The following is a 16,956-nucleotide window of genomic DNA, read 5'->3' on the forward strand; positions in this document are numbered from 1 at the left end:
CCTCTGGACTCCACCAGGAAACCCGGTTTCCTGGACCTTCTGTCTCGTAATTTAATTCCCCCGCAGGGGGAATTAAATTACGCAACGGGGTCTGGGGACGCGTCCCCAGCGGGAACCAAGGGCGGAGGCCCTTGGTAGGGTTTGGGGCAAAGCCCCAACTAAAGTCGCAAGCTATTATAAGGCACGGTTGCAACTGCAAGGCAGTTGTCCGCGCATCCATAGTATACAAAAACGTCTTCACCCAGCACAACGGCCCCGCATGTATAGACCACATTCGGCACAAAGCCGTTCTTCTCATAGTCCGTCTCAGGCTCAAGGATAGGTTCTTCCTGGAATTTGAGCACCTTGGTCGGGTCTTCCAGGTCGAGCCACATAATTCCAAGGCGATACACGCCATGTCGGTCACGGCCGTGCATGAACATAACCCATGCCTGGTCAGTCTTAATGGGTGGCGCGCCGATTCCCATCTTGATTTCCGTCCAGTGACCGGGACGGGTATGCATCACGACTTTCGAGTCGTGCCAGTTCTTCAAATCTTTGCTTTTCGACGCCCAAAGATGCGGCAGCACCCTGTGATAGAGCACAAACTCCCCGTCCACTTTTGCAGGCAGCAGCCCGCCGGTCCTCTGCGAGTAGTCCGGCATCAGCGTTCCGTGTTTTTCAAAGTGGATCAGGTCAGGGCTTGTAGCCAGAGCCAGAGTCTCCGGGTAAACTGTTGTCGTGCAATAGACGGCGTAATAAGTGCCGTCTATCTCCGATACTCTGACGTCTTCCACGCCGTCTGTCTCCGGCATCTGCTCGCCGTCAAGATCGATAACCGGGGTGGGGCATCTTTCATCAATTGTTACGCCATCGGAGGACACTGCATGACCTATTCTCGATACAGGCCAGGTAAAACCGGTGCTGGCTCGAAAATCGGCACCCTCGGCTCTGTAAAAGATGTGGACTTTTCCATCCTTAAGCGCCGCCCCTGCATTTGAGACATGCACCGATTCCCAGGGATGGTCCGCCACTGTGGTCAGAATTGGGTTCTTATCACAGCGCTTAAGTTTGATCATAATTATATTATCCTCTTCCGGGCTCTTAGCTCTCCACTCTTCACCCTAAGCTAGATCAGACTTCCACACCCATCTGCTTAGCCTTCTCAACGGCCTCTTCGATCGCTCCGACCATATAGAACGCCTGCTCAGGGAGCTTGTCCCATCTGCCTTCAAGTATCTCCTTGAATGAGCGCACGGTGTCGTTCCGGGAGACATACTTACCCGGCAACCCGGTGAAGACCTCGGCCACAAACATCGGCTGCGACAGGAAGTTCTCTATCTTTCTCGCGCGGGTGACGGTGAGCTTGTCCTCGTCAGAGAGTTCGTCCACACCAAGAATGGCGATGATGTCCTGAAGCTCACGGTATCTCTGGAGTATCTGCTGGACCGCGCGCGCCACGTCATAGTGCTCCTGGCCGACAATATTCGGGTCCAGAATCCTCGAAGTCGAAGCCAATGGGTCGACTGCCGGGAAAATACCTCGCACAAATATGCGTCTTTCCAGATAAGTCGTGGCGTCCAGGAAGCTGAATGTCGTTGCCGGAGCAGGGTCGGTCGGGTCGTCTGCAGGGACATAAATCGCCTGGATCGATGTGACCGAACCGCGCACAGTCGATGTGATTCTTTCCTGCAGCGCGCCCATCTCAGTGGCCAGAGTCGGCTGATATCCGACCGCGCTCGGCATTCTGCCAAGCAGAGCCGAAACCTCAGAGCCGCCCTGTGTAAATCGGAAAATATTGTCTATAAAGAGCAGGACGTCCTGCCCCTCTTTGTCTCTGAAATACTCAGCCATCGTAAGAGCCGAGAGAGCTACACGAAGGCGCGCCCCAGGCGGCTCATTCATCTGACCGAAGACCATGGTCGTCTTCTCGATAACGCCGCTCTCCTGCATTTCCAGCCAGAGGTCGTTACCCTCACGAGTTCTCTCGCCGACTCCAGCGAATACTGAGAACCCGCCGTGCTCTGTCGCGACGTTTCGGATCAACTCGGTGATAAGAACGGTCTTGCCGACACCGGCTCCTCCAAAGAGGCCGATCTTTCCACCCTTGGCATAAGGGCAGATGAGGTCGACGACCTTCATGCCTGTCTCAAAGACTTCTGTAGCAGGAATCTGCTCCTCAAAAGGCGGAGCAGAGCGGTGAATCGGCCAGTGATCGGCTGCTGTGAAAGCGCCCTTGTTGTCGATCGTGTCCCCAAGCAGGTTAAACACACGTCCCAGGGTCTCACGTCCGACCGGAACCTCGATAGACTTACCCGTGTCTATCGCGTCCATTCCGCGCACAAGGCCGTCGGTAGACTGCATGGAGATGCATCTGACGACATCGCTTCCAAGCATCTGTGCGACCTCTGCGGTCAGCGTCTGCCCCTGCACATTGGGGATATGTATTGCGCTCAACATCTCCGGCAGCTCATTCGACGGGAACCGAATATCGACAACCGGTCCGATTACCTCAACAACTTTTCCTGTAGCCAATTCTTACCTCCGTAAGGAAGTCAAAAAGTTAGAAAGTTGGAAAGTCAAAAAGTTGCTGAACGCTTTTCGCACCGAAACTTTTTGACTTTTTGACCTTTTGACTTTCAAACTCTACTTCAGCGCTTCCGCGCCGCTGACAATCTCCGTGATCTCTTTAGTAATTGCAGCCTGACGAGCCTTGTTATAGACAAGCGTCAGGTTATCGATCATCTCGCCTGCATTCTTTGTTGCGGCAGACATAGCGGACATCCGTGCACCATGCTCGCTCGCCTGCGACTCCACCAGCGACTGATAGACTTCAGTGTCAACATATCTCGGCAGCAGTGTCGCAAGCAACTGGCTTGCATTCGGCTCGAATTCAAACTCGGCGGGCGCTTCAGCGTTTGCTTCAGGCGCAGCCATCGGCAGCAGTCGTACACATATTGGTTCCTGTCGCATTGCCGAGTGGAACTTGGCGTATATCAGATACACCGCATCCACTTCGCCGCTTTCGAACATCGAGCGCACCCTAGCTGTGATCTTACGTATGTCTGTGAAGTTAACTTCAGTGCCCATCTCAAGGGAACCGGCGATCTCATACGGGCGCTTTCTAAAGAATGCGACAGCCTTTCTGCCGACAGCCAGTAACTTGACATTTTCGGGCTCTCGATCACCTATTTCATGCATAGCCTTGCTCATTACATTGCCATTATAACTGCCTGCAAGCCCGCGCTCAGCTCCGATCACGACATAAGCGACATTGTGTTCCTCGCGTGATTCAAGCAGAGGATGTTCTATTTCACCGGCGCTTCTGGCGAGATTGCCCATCACATCATGCATCTTCTCGGCGTAAGGGCGCGCAGACTCGGCACGTTCCTGAGCTTTTCGCAGCCTTGCAGCCGCGACCATCTTCATCGCGCTGGTGATCTTCTCTATATTTTTGACGGTGCGTATGCGCCGCCTGATATCTCTTGCGCTAGCCATAACTAAGCCTTAAACTGCCCCTTGAACGTCTCGATAGCCGATTTCAGCGTCTCCATGGTCGAGTCATCCAGCACGCCGGTCTTTTCAATCGTGTGACCCACGTCGGGATACTTGTCAGCCATAAATGTATACAGCTCTTTCTCAAACTTTGCGATGGCGGCAACCGGAAGATCATCCAGATAGCCATTGGTCGCAGCAAAAATGATGAAACACTCGTTTGAGAGCGTCATAGGCGTGTACTGCGGCTGCTTCAGGATTTCGACGATCCTTTCGCCGCGCGCTAGCTGAGCAAGAGTGGCCTTATCGAGGTCACTTGAGAACTGCGCGAACGCCTGCAGTGCCCAATACTGCGCCAGGTCGAGCTTGAGCTGACCTGTGACTTTCTTCATTGCTTTCTTCTGAGCGCTGGACCCTACTCTCGAAACAGACAAGCCGACGTTAATGGCCGGTCGTATACCCGAATAGAAAAGATCCGGTTCCAGATATATCTGGCCGTCTGTGATCGAGATGACGTTTGTCGGAATATAAGCCGAAACATCTCCCGCCTGCGTTTCGATAATCGGAAGCGCAGTAAGTGAACCTGCACCCAGCTCATCGTTTAGCTTTGAAGCCCTCTCAAGAAGGCGCGCATGCAGATAGAAAATATCTCCCGGGTAAGCCTCACGTCCAGGCGGCCTTCTCAGAAGCAGGGATACCTGCCTGTATGCTACCGCGTGCTTGCTCAGGTCGTCATAGATTACCAGTGCGCTGCGCTTTGTGTCTCTGAAATACTCACCCATGGCGCAGCCGGCGTATGGAGCGATATACTGCAGCGGAGCAGGGTCACTGGCGGATGCGACAACGATGGTCGTATACTCCATAGCTCCGTTTTGCTCCAGCGTATGAGCGATGCCTGCTACAGTCGAAAGCTTCTGGCCAATGGCGACATATATGCAGTAGACGTCCTGGCCCTTCTGGTTCAAAATTGTATCGATGGCGATAGCGGTCTTGCCGGTCTGGCGGTCGCCGATAATAAGCTCTCTCTGGCCTCGGCCAATCGGGATCATGGAGTCAATGGCTTTAATGCCTGTCGCAAGCGATTCTTTAACCGGCTGCCTTTCGACAACGCCCGGCGCGCGGGTCTCGACGTGTCTGCGCTCGCTGGCGACAACCGGTCCCTTGCCGTCAATCGGGTCGCCCAGAGCGCTTACGACACGCCCGAGCAGAGCCTCGCCTACGGGGACATCGATAATGCGTCCTGTCCGCTTGACCTGGTCGCCTTCCTTAATCTCAGTGTCCGGTCCAAGCACGACGCATCCGACGTTATCCTCTTCCAGGTTCAGGACCATCCCCATAACGCCGTTGGGGAACTCGACCAGCTCACTGGCCATTACGTCCTGCAAGCCGTAGATTCGCGCAATACCGTCTCCGACCTGGAGCACGGTCCCTACGCCTACTTCAGAGAGTTCTTTTTCATATGATAGCAGGTGGCTTTCAAGGACCTGCGCAACCTCATCCGGCCTTATGTTGACTGCCATAATCTCACTCCGTTCGACTTAAGTCAAAAAGTTTGAAAGTCATAAAGTCAAAAAGTTACTTGTCTATACTTTGTGGGCGAATGCCCCGAAGATTATCTTCTTGCAAAGTGCCTTCGGAACAGTTGTACCCGAAGCAAATGCATCAAACTGAACTGATGCGCACCATCCCAACTTTTTGACTTTTTGACCTTTTGACTCTATGACTAACTAAGCATTCTTTCTTTCAGCGCTGCAAGCTGACCTGTAATGCTGCCGTCAATAACCCTGTCGCCCATGCGAACTTTCATTCCGCCTATGATTGCCGGGTCCACATGCTTTTCAAGGTGAATGCTCTTACCCGTAATTTCTACGAGCTTGGCGACAAGCGCGGCCTCCTCAGACTCACTGAGCCTGACTGCCGATGTCACTTCTACCGCCAGTATCCCGCGCGCCTCATTTGCCAGGCGAATATACTCACCTTCGGTCTGACCGATCGCGCCTTCACGCTGCTTATCGATAAGCATATCGAGATACATAAGCGTGATCTGATGGACCTTGTTCGCGAAAATATCCTTGATGATTTCGTGCTTTTTGGGCGAGGGGATCATCGGCGATTCGATGGACTCCATCAGGCGCGGCGATGTCTCAAACACATACGACACCAGCCCAAGGTCGCTCTCAATCCTGTCGACCACATCCATCTTCGACGCGGCTCCAAACAGAGCCAGCGCGTATCTTCGCACGATCCGCGGCTCAATCACTGTTTCACCTCGTCCAGACCATCAATGAAACTGCTCACCATCTTGCGGTGCTTGTCATCATCCATGCTCTCGCCAATGAGCTTACCGGCGGCTTCAACCGTGAGGTCCGTAACCTTGGTCTTAAGCTCGACCATAGCTTTCTCACTCTCGCGGGAAATTTCTTCCTGCGCTCTTGTGAGAATACGCTCTGCCTGCGTGCGCGAATCGGCAAGTATCTCCTCGCGCATGCTCTGGCCTTCCTTGACCGCCTCAGCTATCTTCGCGCGCGTTTCCTCTGCTATAGCGGCAAGATGGCGCTCATATTGAGCCTTTAGTTCGTCGGCAGACGCGCGCTGCGACTCCGCAGCATCATATTCGGAGGATATCTCCCTGCGCCTGGTCTCCAGAATGCTCAATATGGGCTGGAAGAGGAAATACTTAAATACCCCCAGCACCAGCAGAAACCCCAGAGCCTGCACTATCAATACTTTTGGATCAGGTATTATCTGCACGGATATACCACCAACTTTCTATGGCCGGAATGCCTGCCGAACCGTTTCATCGTTACGAATATTCTGCCGCTAGGGTCATTCCGAGGAGGAACGACGAGGAATCTGCTTTTTTGCCAAACGCAGCTTTCTTCCCGGCCAAATTGAAAACAAACGATTCGTTTGCGATTAATCCGCAGGCAAAGCGGCCTCTGTCCAATAACTAAATTACTTTACGACTTTAGCAATGATAGCGCTCGCGCTCGGCACGCCAAGGAAGAGCAGGATCAGAGCGATCAGCAGAGCGTAGATAACCAGTGACTCGATGAGTGCGAGACCAATGATCATAGCTGTCTGAATCTTACCGGCTGCCTCGGGCTGTCTTGCGATACCCTCGAAAGCCGCTGCTGCTGCCTTACCCTGACCGAGCCCGCCGCCGATAACTGCAATCGGGACGCCGAATCCAATAGCAAGGACCAAAGCAACTAAGTACATCATAGGTGTGTTTCCTCCAATTTAACGGTGTTCTTCATGACCCTCTAGGGCCGTAGCGATATATATACAGACCAGCATCGAAAAGACCAGTGACTGGATGAACCCGCCGAATATGGCGAAGAGCATCATAGGAAACTGCAGAGGTATCAGCAGCTTGCCCAGCACGCTGGTGACAATCAGCACGAAGACTGCTATAACAGTCTCCTCGCCGAATATGTTACCGAAAAGACGAATAGAGAGCGATAGCGGCCTTGCAAGCTCTCCTATTATATGCAGTGGAAGCATAAGCGGAGCCAGCCAGAGCGGCTCGCCCAGAAAATGCTTGGCATAGTTGATGAAGCCGTTTCTGCTGATTCCGAAATACTGCACCAGCAAAAAGGCCATCAGGGCCAGCGAAACGGTCGTGTTTATATTTGAAGTAGGGCTTGTGAATCCGGGGATAAGGCCAGTCAGGCTCAGCGAGAGGATGAATATAAACGTAGTGCCGATGATCGGCGTAAGTGTTTTGGCTTCACTGCCGACTATATTGCGCACGAAACCATCCAGGGAGACCACTATAAACTCAAGCGCCGCCTGAAACCTGCTCGGGTTGCGCACACTGAGCTTTCGACTCGCGATGATGGCCGTAATGCACAAAATTGCGATCACAAACCAGGTGACTATCATCATCTCCGAGACCCAGCCCGGCACCAGTTTGTCCGCAATTAGGAACCTAAACCAGGTTGGTTGTTCTATTGATGGCCCCTCGTGCATTGTGGCCCTCCTTTACTCGAATCGTTAAAATGCTCACAAATCAGCTTCCCTAATACTTTAAGGAATATTACCGCCTGAGTCAATACCACTCCGGCACAAAATGCGCCTATAAGCGCAAAACTTTTTCCGCCAAGCTTGACTATTAAGCCCAGAACCAGGATTATTACTATCAGCTTGAGGATCGAAAACCTGACCAGGTTCCTTTTTGCCTGAGCATTCCCAGGCACAAAAGCCCGGCTCACAATCCACTCCAGGCTCCAAAGCGTGCCCATCGATACTGCCGAACCCAGGCTCCAGCCGATTGCTGCCATCAATCCCCAGTGCGGGCTCAGCTTCAAGCCGCGGCTTGTAAAGATATACCATAAACTCATCCATACAAGCACACCAAAAGCCCACAAATATGCGCTGCTGATGTAAGTGCGTTTGATGAAGGCGTTGTCAATCTCCTTCATTTTCGGTTGCCTCGATCAAAATCTTGACCGCCTCATATAGCCCCGCCGCCAGCCCGACGATAGTTAAAACAAAAGCAAGCCACGGCGTAGTGCCGAGCTTGCCATCGAGCCAGTAACCAAGGCCGAGTCCAATACCCGTGGAAACAAGGATAAGCAGCGCTATGCTGCTTACCTGAGCCATTGTTTTTGCCCATCGAAAGTTGGACCCATTCATTATATATCCGCCATCCTGGCTCAACCCTGTGAATTATAGCACAATCTCAACAGTGCGAAAAGCACCCGGCCACGTTGCAGCAAGATATAAAATAAAAAATATCAATTACTAAATCTCAACGCCTTTGCCGGTAACTGTCGATTCGTATATCGCGTCAAGAATAAGCTGTATATGCAGCCCGTGTTCACCGGTCGCTATAGGTGTCTTACCCTCTTTAATGCACTCTACAAAGTGCACTATCTCCATCTCATGACCCGATACATTAGGGTAGCTCATCTCGATATTTGCCGTGGAGCCGTTTATATCGGTATAAATCTTCAGCGGATCGACTTCCGCTCCACCTTTTGTGCCGATCAACTGAGTATAAATTCTCTCATTCTCTACGTACGATGCCCAGCTTGCCTCGACAAATACGGTCGCGCCGTTTTCGAGCTTTACCATACCCGTCGCCAGGTCTTCAACGTCAAAAGTGCCGCCCTTTTGTTTCGCAATCTCAGGCCCGAACTTGGCGTAAGATGAACCCATAACATAGACCGGCTTAGGATTGCCCATCAGCCAGAGCGCCAGGTCCAGCACGTGTACACCAAGATCGATCAGAGGCCCGCCGCCGGACATAGCTTTTGTGGTAAACCATCCGCCCATACCCGGGATGCCTTTGCGCCTGAGCCACCCGGTCTTGGCATAGTAAATCTCGCCCAGATCGCCCTTCTCGATGCACTTCTTAAGGAGTTGAGTATCACCTCTGAACCTGTTGTTAAAGCCCATCATAAATATCTTGCCGGACTTCTTCCCCGCCTCGACCATCTTTCGAGCATCTTCCGCGCAGGTAGCGATGGGTTTCTCACACATTACATGCTTGCCCGCTTCAAATGCGGCAATCACGATCGGCGCGTGCAGCGCATTAGGCACTCCAACGGTTACGGCCTCTATTTCCGGGTCTGCAAGAAGCTCTTGATAGTCATTGCAGATGTTTTTAATACCGTAGTCCTGCGCAAACTTTTCTGCGCGCTGTGAGTTGATGTCACAAACCGTCTTGATCTCGACATCCTCACACTTCTTGAAGCCGTCTGCGTGCATCCGGCAGATCCCTGTGCCGACAATTCCAACTTTCATCTGATAAATACCCCTATTATTACTCCAAAGATTATCATTTGACCCACGAACATAATTGCTCCGGTCAATATACGCGACCATATCAAGTTAGTATTTGAGATAGGCGTGCTACGCAGTCCATCTTCGAGTCCTAATGCCCTGTCAATCGATGTTTGTGCTTGCAAAATCGCCCAAACCAGGGTCATGCAGACAAATGGGCAGACCCACGCGCAAACCAGCAGAGTATGAGATTTTGCGAATACCACTCGTAATAACGCCGCAACAAGCGGCAGCGCATACAGCGCAATTATAAGCTGCCTGCGCCTTACAAGTCGTTTGATATTGTAATAAGCAAGTGTTGTCACTATCCTGTACGCCCCTCGCTAACATCCGCCATAACATTCAGCCCGCCAGTCGCAACTACATCCAAAGCATCTTCCAATGTAGGGCGCTTGAGATACACGCAGCTCAGATCAGACCCATACTCAGCGAGCAGATCACCGACCATCCTCTCGCCATTCGAGACCCTGAACGACAGGAACCCGTCCTCTTCCTTAATCACCACCGACAACTGTTCTCTAATCCTGCTCTTGACCGACGGATTGGTGATATCACCCAGCACGACCATGTCTTCGCCCGCCAGGCGCCTGAAGTCGTCCGGTCTGCCGATAAAGTTAATTCTTCCGCGATGGATCACAGCGATCCTATGGCACATTTCAGCTATTTTGCCCCGCGAAGTCATGATGACAAATGATTTCATCTCAGTCCGCCGCAGGCTCAGCAGATGGTCCCAGAGTTTTTCGAGTATGTCGGGGTCGAGAGTATCCAGCAGCGAATCGATTATAGTGATCTGCGCATCGGCAACCAGCGCCTTCGCAATTTCAAGCCGCTTTAGCAGACCTGTGGAGAGCTGCTGCGCTCTGGTCGTCGAAAAATCGCTGAGCTTAAGCAGCTCCAGAACAAAGCTTATCTGTCGGGCCCGCTTTTTTCTGGGCACTTGCCAGAGCGAGGCAAACATATCGAGGTTTTCGTAGACAGTGAGGTCGTTGGCAAATGCGGGCCTGTCGAGAGCGACACTTGCATACCCAGGGCTTTCCTGACCGTCCCATACAATGGAGCCGCCGGTCGGCTCATCAATGCCGCAGATAATTCCGGCAAGCGTGGACTTACCCGAACCTGCTCGCCCGAATACTGCCGTAATCTCGCCCTCGTCTATATCCAGATTGACATCCCACAGCGCCCAGGTTCCACCAACGCGCATACTGAGATTCTCAATATTAACTCTTGCCATCTCAAGCAGAGTATATCGCCTCAGGCTGTTTGGCGTCAATGGAAATTATAATGAGCCCCCACCGATTCCTCCATCAGCCAGATTGAACTCGTAAAATTTCAGTTTTCCATCTTGCACCATCAAGCCGATCCGATACTCTCCATTTTTCGCTTTGACTCTCCAGGTTGATACTTCCGTGCCTGCAGCGGGTGCAAATTGTTGACCGGTCGAAAAACCCTTTCCGGTTAATCCCGGAAGTATCTTGTCCTTTGCCTCAAGTGTCACTTCCTTGACCGGGCCATAGCTTTGGAGCTTACCGGATATATAGTTGATTGCGGAGTCACAGGAGTGAGGCTTACCACTGGCCACATGTATCCGGTAGACAGCCTCGTAATCTCTGTTGTAGAATGCCTTTGCCAGCACATCAGCAATTTCTGCAGATGTCGGTTTGTAGTCTTTTGCGCTCAGCATCCATGGCACAATCCCGATAAGTGCCAGTACACAGATAGCAATACAAACTGCGATTTTCTTTTTGCCGGTGATGGGTGCAAATTTAGTCATTGCATCGATCCTCCTTTTTAGCGTTTCGTAAGGTTCGGCAATTCCTATGCCGACAGGTTCTGCAGACGATGTGCGCCGAACCACATGACCGAGGAGCATTCTGCCGTAATCCGTGCATGCTGATCCGGTGGTCTGTATGGCCAGCAGGTCGCATGCCGATTCCTGTGCAAAGAGCCACTCTCTGCGGAAAAGCCAAACGAGTGGATTGAAGAAGAAAAACACCTGCGCAAGCATCGGCAGCCATGTCCACATCACATCGTGTCGCTTTGCATGTGCCAGCTCGTGTGCAATGATCATGCGAAGATCGTTATGGCTGGAGGTCGTGAGTGCTTTGTCCGGTAAAATTATGTCCTGTTTAAGCACTCCGCAAATCATCGGACCCCGGACATCACCGGTCAGCAGTTGAGGCACGCGCTTTATTTTCATCCGCAGGCACAACTGCTCAAGCTCAGTTTGCAGATCAGCATCTTCAATGCTTTCGCAGGTATGCCGCAGTCTTCTTGTCCTGCGCAGTGCAGTTAGAATTTTTAGAGTTGATAGTGTCACGCCTGTCCCCCATATCAAAACCAATATGCTGACTGTGCTTTGCGCCTGATCGATATGATGTGCCACTGTGCTCAAGGTGCGGGCATTCCTATATAAAGGTGCGCGGCTTATATGTGCAGATAACGTTCTGCTGTACGAGTGATTAAGCACAGGCAGACCTATCGAACCAATGAAGATAAATGCGATCATCAGCTTGAGATATGCAAGCCGCCATATCCAGCTCATTGCGTGAGGTGGCATCTTTGGCCAAAGCCGGCATATCCCGTATGCCAGCAGCAGAGCTGCAGTGCCCTGCCAACAACCATTCCAAATATGCTGCTCAAGGCAAGTACTATTCATTTTTTGTCCTCTTCTCTTCCAACAGATGCTGCAACTCGTTTATCTGCTCGTCACTCAAATCTGCGTCCTCCGCCAGGTAAGCCACTAATGGGTCGAGTGAGCCGCCGAGCACCTTGTCTGCAAATGAGCGAGTAAGCCTTCTGAAAAGATCACTTTTCTGAAGACAGGGGCAGTATTCGAATACTCCCTCCCGACTCTTTCTTTTCAGATAGCCCTTCTTTCGCAGACGCTCCATTACAGTAAGAACAGTAGTGCGCGCCAGTCCTCGCTCTTCGCCAAATTGAACCGACGCTTCTTTTACCGTAATTGGAGAATGATCGGTTATGAACCTGAGCAGTTCCAATTCCAGTTCACCAAGGTTCGGAAGTTCCATATTTACCTCTATGCGTATTTAGACTACGGTCGTCGTCAGTCTCATTATACCCTTGCCTACGAACGTAGTCAAGTGCTTTTAATAAAATTTTTAGTAAGACCACTGCGTAGAATTTCTCAAGAATATGTATTCTCCCCATCCGTAGTATAATTATGACTTGGGAACAATCATGGCGATCATTCAACACCCTGACGGCCTGACACTATTCGGGCTTACAATAGAAGAAGCGAAGTCTCTGCCGCGCGGAAAGCGAAGGAGTCTTGCGGGATATCTTGTCCGCTTCGGCTATTACGAGCAAGCGCGCGATCTGTTGACTCACATTGTAAGCGCAGACCCGAACGGCATGCTATACAGAATGTGGCTCGTGTGGGCTCTGCTCGGCTGCGGCGATATCGAGCAGTCAGACAGCCTCTCGCAGCAGTTGTTATCGGAGTTTCCGGATATGCGCGGAGTAATCCTTACCAGAGCCGATGTGCTCTTTACCCAGGGCGAAGTTGAGTCCGCCTGTGAGGTAATGCACACTGATACATTCGATCCGAAAGATGGCTACAGCTACTGGGCCAGACTCGGGCTTGCATTCCAGCGCCGGAGTTTATGGGATGAAGCGCACAAATCCCTGGACCGCGCAATAACAATATACCGCTCACGCACAGACGAGTTGGAAGATAAAACTATACCCATATACCTCTGGATGGCGCTTGCTCTCCAGGAGGAGCATGAATGCTGCGAGAGCCGGGAATTTCGAGATGAGTTTGGAAAGCTCAAGCAGCAGGAACAGGACCGACTGTGCGCCGAACTCGAAAAGCCTGATCGAAAAACCGGCAGTGCTCAATCACACCATCGCATTACCTGCCCGGACATACCGCTCAAGCGAACGGTGGACCCGGAAGTCGCGGCATCAATGGCCGCTGCATCCGAAGCTCCTATGCTCAATGCAGGATTGGAATCGCAGCTCAAACGTTTCTTCGGTTATGACAAATTCCGTAAAGGTCAGCAGCAGGTAGTCGAGCATGTTCTATCGGACAATAGCGTTCTCGCGATAATGCCCACAGGCGCGGGCAAGTCTCTGTGTTATCAACTTCCCGCGATGCTTTTGGATGGCCTGACGCTGGTCGTCTCGCCTCTTATCGCGCTCATGAAAGACCAGGTTGACGGTCTGCCGGTCGAAGTCCAGAAGCAGGCCACCCTGATAAACTCCACGCTCGACGGCGACGAGATCGACCGCCGCCTCAGTGATATCCGGGCGGGCAAGTATAAACTCGTCTATGCTGCGCCGGAGAGACTGCGGCAGATACCTTTTTTGCATGCCCTGCGCGGTCGAGGTGTCTCGCTGATAGTGGTAGACGAGGCGCACTGCGTAAGTATGTGGGGTCACGACTTCCGCCCGGACTATCTCTTTATTGGAAAAGCATTGAGATATATGGGCGATCCGACAGTCCTCGCGATGACCGCCACAGCTACCCCCAAGATGCGTGTCGAGATATCCAACAACCTCGGCCGCCAGCTCAAAGTAATCAGCACCGGCACTCATCGGCCAAATTTGTATCTTGAGTCTATGATGGTCAGATCGGATGAGGAGAAGATGCGTTCTCTGATCCACCTGTGCCGCGAAAATGACGGCGCGGGCATCATCTACACCCGTTCCCGCAAAAAAACCGAAGAGCTGGCCATGCTCTTGCGCCGCGAGCGTATCCGCGCCACTCACTACCATGCCGGAATGGACGCCGATGATCGTGCCCGCACTCATGAGGAGTTCATGGACGGCAAGTGGCGAGTTATCTGCGCTACGGTCGCCTTCGGAATGGGGATCGACAAGTCCGATGTGCGCTTTGTAATCCATTACAGCTTGCCGGGAGCCCTGGAGGACTACTATCAGGAAGCCGGCCGCGCCGGTCGTGACGGCCTGCCCTCGCGCTGCATTCTGCTGTGCACACCGTCGGATAAAGCGAATAATACACGCTGGATGCGTCAGGAGCGAGTTGATGCCGATCTGCCTCGTAAATGCTATAAGATCATCCGCGAACTCACTCTTGATTCACCTTTCGCCGCTATCCATTCGGACGATTTCGAACGTGAGCTGGGCGAGCAAGAGACTAAAATCCGTGTCGCAATCAGCATGCTTGAGGATATCGATTTGATTCGCAGGCATCCAGATATTCCCATGACCATGACTATCGGCCTCACCCATAAAGGCGTGCAGGCTGGCGGCGATGAGCTTACCGAGTTCGCAAAATGCGCCCGCCTAGGACCCGACCAGAGGGTATCTATAGAGTCAATGGACCTGAGCCGTCGCGCTCAACTCGCTCCATACGCTCTTGAGGAAAAACTGCTTGACTGGCAGGCAGAAGGAAATATCACGTATTGGGGATCGGGACATATGATGCTTCTCGAGCGCCTTCCCGCTCCCAGAGACTCCAAATTCCGCCTCGATGATCTGGTATCACGCTATGAAAAGGTCCAGCAGAGGCGCATAGAAGAGATTTATCGCTATGCCGAGATCCGTCACTGCAAACACGATATCATTGCAGACCACTTTGGCGAGCCGCCGATAGAAAACTGTCTCTCCTGTGATGTCTGTTCGCCTTCACCTGAATCACACGAGCCGATCAGCCGTCAGGCCTGCCCAATCGAGTCGCCGCTCAGCGATGAGCAGAGACGCCGAAAAATCATTGAGACAGTCAATATGATCCCTGGCAGGGTGGGCTTTACCGGATTGGTCCGAGTCCTCAAAGGCTCGATTACAAGCCGCATCAAGCGAGACACTTGTCCCAATTTCGGCATCTTTGCAAATCTTCCCAAAACGGCAGTCGAGCGGTGTGTGAGTGAAATGCTGCAAGATGGCTCAATCCGCCGTGATGACAGCGAATACCGACTCATATGGCCTGCAGACAACTGAACCGAGGCAATTGCGTTATCTGTAACTGATCTCAATTCTGTTGATTCAAAGAAAGTAAAAGCCCCAAGCAGTGAGCGTGGCAAGTATTCAATGTGCGGAAAAAGTAAAAAATCTACCCCAATAAAAGCATGAACTCCTGAGCCCGATGTCGAAGTGGTTGTTACCAGACAATCACAGACAAGGGAGGAGTTCATGAGTTATATTCGCCAGTGCCAGCTTTTTACCTTCGAGGATTTCTTTTCTGAGGGCGATGACAATCATCGGCTGCTGCTTGTTCTTGATGCTTTGGATGATGCCTCCCTGATTTGGAATCTGGAGCGTATGCGCAAAGGCCGCCGGAACACCTATCCCGTGAGGATGCTGTGGCAGAGCATGATTGCTGCAAAGGTGTATGGCATTGCCAGGATAAACGACTTGATTCGTGAACTCAGGCGAAACGAGAGTCTCCGCAAGGTAGTGGGGATAAGTCATTTGGGTCTGGTCCCTAAGCCCTGGCATTTCAGTCGGCTGCTTGCGAAGCTGTCTAGCCCGGAGAACTTGGCGATGTTAAAGATGATATTCGACAAGGCGGTAAGTGATCTTAAAGATATGCTGCCTGACTTGGGCGAGAGCCTTGCTATAGATGGGACAGAGGTGTCAAGCTGGTGCAACCGTTACGCCAAAGAGAAAAGCGACAAAGATGCCGGCTGGGGTGTAAAGAGCTACCGCAAGGAAGATGGCAGTGAGAGTATACACTCTTGGTATGGCTACAATGTGGAACTGGTGGTGGATACCAAGTATGAGATACCCGTCAACTTCGAGGTGTTGGCCGCAAACATAAACGAATGCCCCCGGTTGCCGATAGTGTTGAGCGATACGATGAGGCTTCACCCGGAGTTCGATGTAAGATATGTGATGGGCGACAGGGGCTATGACTCTCAAGAGAACTGCAAATATGTGCTATATGATCTCAAAGCTCTTCCCATCATAAAGATGCGCCTAACCCAAAAGGATAAGGACACACCGTTTGGTGGTGAGATATGCCGATGCACGGAACTTGGAACACCGATCTGCGATTGCGGTGAAAAAATGGTATACGCTGGCAGGGACGGCAAGTATCTGAAGTTTCGTTGCCCCAAGCATAGTGAAGCACTTGGTGGTCCTTGCAGTGTGTCACGCTATGGCCGAGTATTGAAGATAGCGATATCTGAAAACGAACGCCGCTGGCCCGGGCTTTGGCGCGAGAGCAAGAAGTTCAAGCGGTTATACAAGAGGCGGACATCTGTGGAGCGAGTGAATAGTCGACTCAAGGAACATCTATGCCTCGACCAGCAGCATGTGCGAGGGCTGGCAAAAACGACGGCAAATGTTGGTTTGAGCCTCTTGGTGATGGTAGGCGGAGCGCTTGCGATGGCCAGAAATAGGAAGTTGGACAATTTGAGGCGAGTAGTCGCGCTTGCTGCTTAAAGTCCTGGTTTATTGAAAAGTGCCTGATTCTCAGGGATTATTGCGTCTGATTGGTAAGCAGAAAGCTGAGAATCGGTTTTTTGAGGACTGTTTACAGTAGAGGCATACTGCTACAAGCGAGATATCAGTTATTTGCAGCGATTCTGCGCCTAAAATGAACGCAATATTCGTCTATCGCAATTGCCTCATTACGAGGCAATTGCGATAGCTGGAACTGATCTCAAATCTGTTGGTTCAAAGAAAGTGGAAACCCCAAGCTCTGAGCGTGTGGAACGAAGCGCAAATGCAAAAAAGTGGAAAATCTACCCCAATAAAAGC

At 51.8% G+C, this 16,956-nt stretch carries 17 protein-coding genes; 2 read left to right on the plus strand and 15 right to left on the minus strand.

The features are described 5' to 3' along the window. Positions 1-158 precede the first annotated feature (158 nt). The 15 genes from ABFD83_04525 to ABFD83_04595 form a co-directional block, all read right to left on the minus strand. Positions 159-1,058, minus strand: a complete 900-nt coding sequence (locus ABFD83_04525) for a glycosidase (GenBank protein MEN6356332.1) — start codon at positions 1,056-1,058, stop codon at positions 159-161. A 55-nt stretch (positions 1,059-1,113) separates the two neighbouring features. After that, positions 1,114-2,514 carry a F0F1 ATP synthase subunit beta gene (gene atpD / locus ABFD83_04530; protein ID MEN6356333.1) on the minus strand — a complete coding sequence of 467 codons (1,401 nt, stop codon included), beginning with the start codon at positions 2,512-2,514 and terminating at the stop codon, positions 1,114-1,116. 111 nt (positions 2,515-2,625) lie between these two features. Continuing rightward, positions 2,626-3,477 (minus strand): ATP synthase F1 subunit gamma, encoded by an 852-nt coding sequence (gene atpG / locus ABFD83_04535; GenBank protein MEN6356334.1) that lies wholly within the window; start codon positions 3,475-3,477, stop codon positions 2,626-2,628. A gap of 2 nt (positions 3,478-3,479) precedes the next feature. Beyond that, complete coding sequence (gene atpA, locus ABFD83_04540) at positions 3,480-4,994, minus strand: F0F1 ATP synthase subunit alpha (GenBank protein ID MEN6356335.1); 1,515 nt, start codon at positions 4,992-4,994, stop codon at positions 3,480-3,482. A gap of 203 nt (positions 4,995-5,197) precedes the next feature. Further along, positions 5,198-5,734: a F0F1 ATP synthase subunit delta gene (locus ABFD83_04545; protein ID MEN6356336.1), complete on the minus strand. Its 537-nt coding sequence runs from the start codon at positions 5,732-5,734 to the stop codon at positions 5,198-5,200. Continuing rightward, complete coding sequence (gene atpF, locus ABFD83_04550) at positions 5,731-6,225, minus strand: F0F1 ATP synthase subunit B (GenBank protein MEN6356337.1); 495 nt, start codon at positions 6,223-6,225, stop codon at positions 5,731-5,733. The genes ABFD83_04545 and atpF overlap by 4 nt, the downstream gene beginning before the upstream one ends. A gap of 204 nt (positions 6,226-6,429) precedes the next feature. Next, positions 6,430-6,699, minus strand: a complete 270-nt coding sequence (atpE, locus tag ABFD83_04555; GenBank protein ID MEN6356338.1) for an ATP synthase F0 subunit C — start codon at positions 6,697-6,699, stop codon at positions 6,430-6,432. A gap of 18 nt (positions 6,700-6,717) precedes the next feature. Further along, the gene (gene atpB / locus ABFD83_04560) at positions 6,718-7,449 is read right to left on the minus strand and encodes a F0F1 ATP synthase subunit A (GenBank protein MEN6356339.1); all 732 of its coding nucleotides are present in this window, start codon (positions 7,447-7,449) and stop codon (positions 6,718-6,720) included. Then, on the minus strand, positions 7,428-7,901 hold the full coding sequence (locus ABFD83_04565) for a hypothetical protein (GenBank protein MEN6356340.1): 474 nt from the start codon (positions 7,899-7,901) through the stop codon (positions 7,428-7,430). The genes atpB and ABFD83_04565 overlap by 22 nt, the downstream gene beginning before the upstream one ends. Continuing rightward, on the minus strand, positions 7,888-8,115 hold the full coding sequence (locus tag ABFD83_04570) for an AtpZ/AtpI family protein (protein MEN6356341.1): 228 nt from the start codon (positions 8,113-8,115) through the stop codon (positions 7,888-7,890). The genes ABFD83_04565 and ABFD83_04570 overlap by 14 nt, the downstream gene beginning before the upstream one ends. A 108-nt stretch (positions 8,116-8,223) precedes the next feature. After that, positions 8,224-9,228 carry a Gfo/Idh/MocA family oxidoreductase gene (locus ABFD83_04575; protein ID MEN6356342.1) on the minus strand — a complete coding sequence of 335 codons (1,005 nt, stop codon included), beginning with the start codon at positions 9,226-9,228 and terminating at the stop codon, positions 8,224-8,226. Then, entirely contained in the window at positions 9,225-9,572 is a 348-nt protein-coding gene (locus tag ABFD83_04580) for a hypothetical protein (GenBank protein MEN6356343.1), read from the minus strand. The genes ABFD83_04575 and ABFD83_04580 overlap by 4 nt, the downstream gene beginning before the upstream one ends. After that, positions 9,572-10,468: an ABC transporter ATP-binding protein gene (locus tag ABFD83_04585; protein ID MEN6356344.1), complete on the minus strand. Its 897-nt coding sequence runs from the start codon at positions 10,466-10,468 to the stop codon at positions 9,572-9,574. The genes ABFD83_04580 and ABFD83_04585 overlap by 1 nt, the downstream gene beginning before the upstream one ends. A gap of 75 nt (positions 10,469-10,543) precedes the next feature. After that, on the minus strand, positions 10,544-11,923 hold the full coding sequence (locus tag ABFD83_04590; protein MEN6356345.1) for a M56 family metallopeptidase: 1,380 nt from the start codon (positions 11,921-11,923) through the stop codon (positions 10,544-10,546). Beyond that, the gene (locus ABFD83_04595; protein ID MEN6356346.1) at positions 11,916-12,296 is read right to left on the minus strand and encodes a BlaI/MecI/CopY family transcriptional regulator; all 381 of its coding nucleotides are present in this window, start codon (positions 12,294-12,296) and stop codon (positions 11,916-11,918) included. The genes ABFD83_04590 and ABFD83_04595 overlap by 8 nt, the downstream gene beginning before the upstream one ends. A 169-nt stretch (positions 12,297-12,465) precedes the next feature. Here ABFD83_04595 and ABFD83_04600 point away from each other — a divergent pair, with 169 nt between their 5' ends. Both ABFD83_04600 and ABFD83_04605 read left to right on the plus strand, forming a co-directional pair. Then, positions 12,466-15,192 carry a RecQ family ATP-dependent DNA helicase gene (locus ABFD83_04600; GenBank protein MEN6356347.1) on the plus strand — a complete coding sequence of 909 codons (2,727 nt, stop codon included), beginning with the start codon at positions 12,466-12,468 and terminating at the stop codon, positions 15,190-15,192. A gap of 192 nt (positions 15,193-15,384) precedes the next feature. Then, positions 15,385-16,638: a transposase gene (locus ABFD83_04605; protein MEN6356348.1), complete on the plus strand. Its 1,254-nt coding sequence runs from the start codon at positions 15,385-15,387 to the stop codon at positions 16,636-16,638. Positions 16,639-16,956 lie beyond the last annotated feature (318 nt).

Source organism: Armatimonadota bacterium, from assembly GCA_039679645.1.
Lineage (GTDB): Bacteria > Armatimonadota > UBA5829 > UBA5829 > UBA5829 > UBA5829.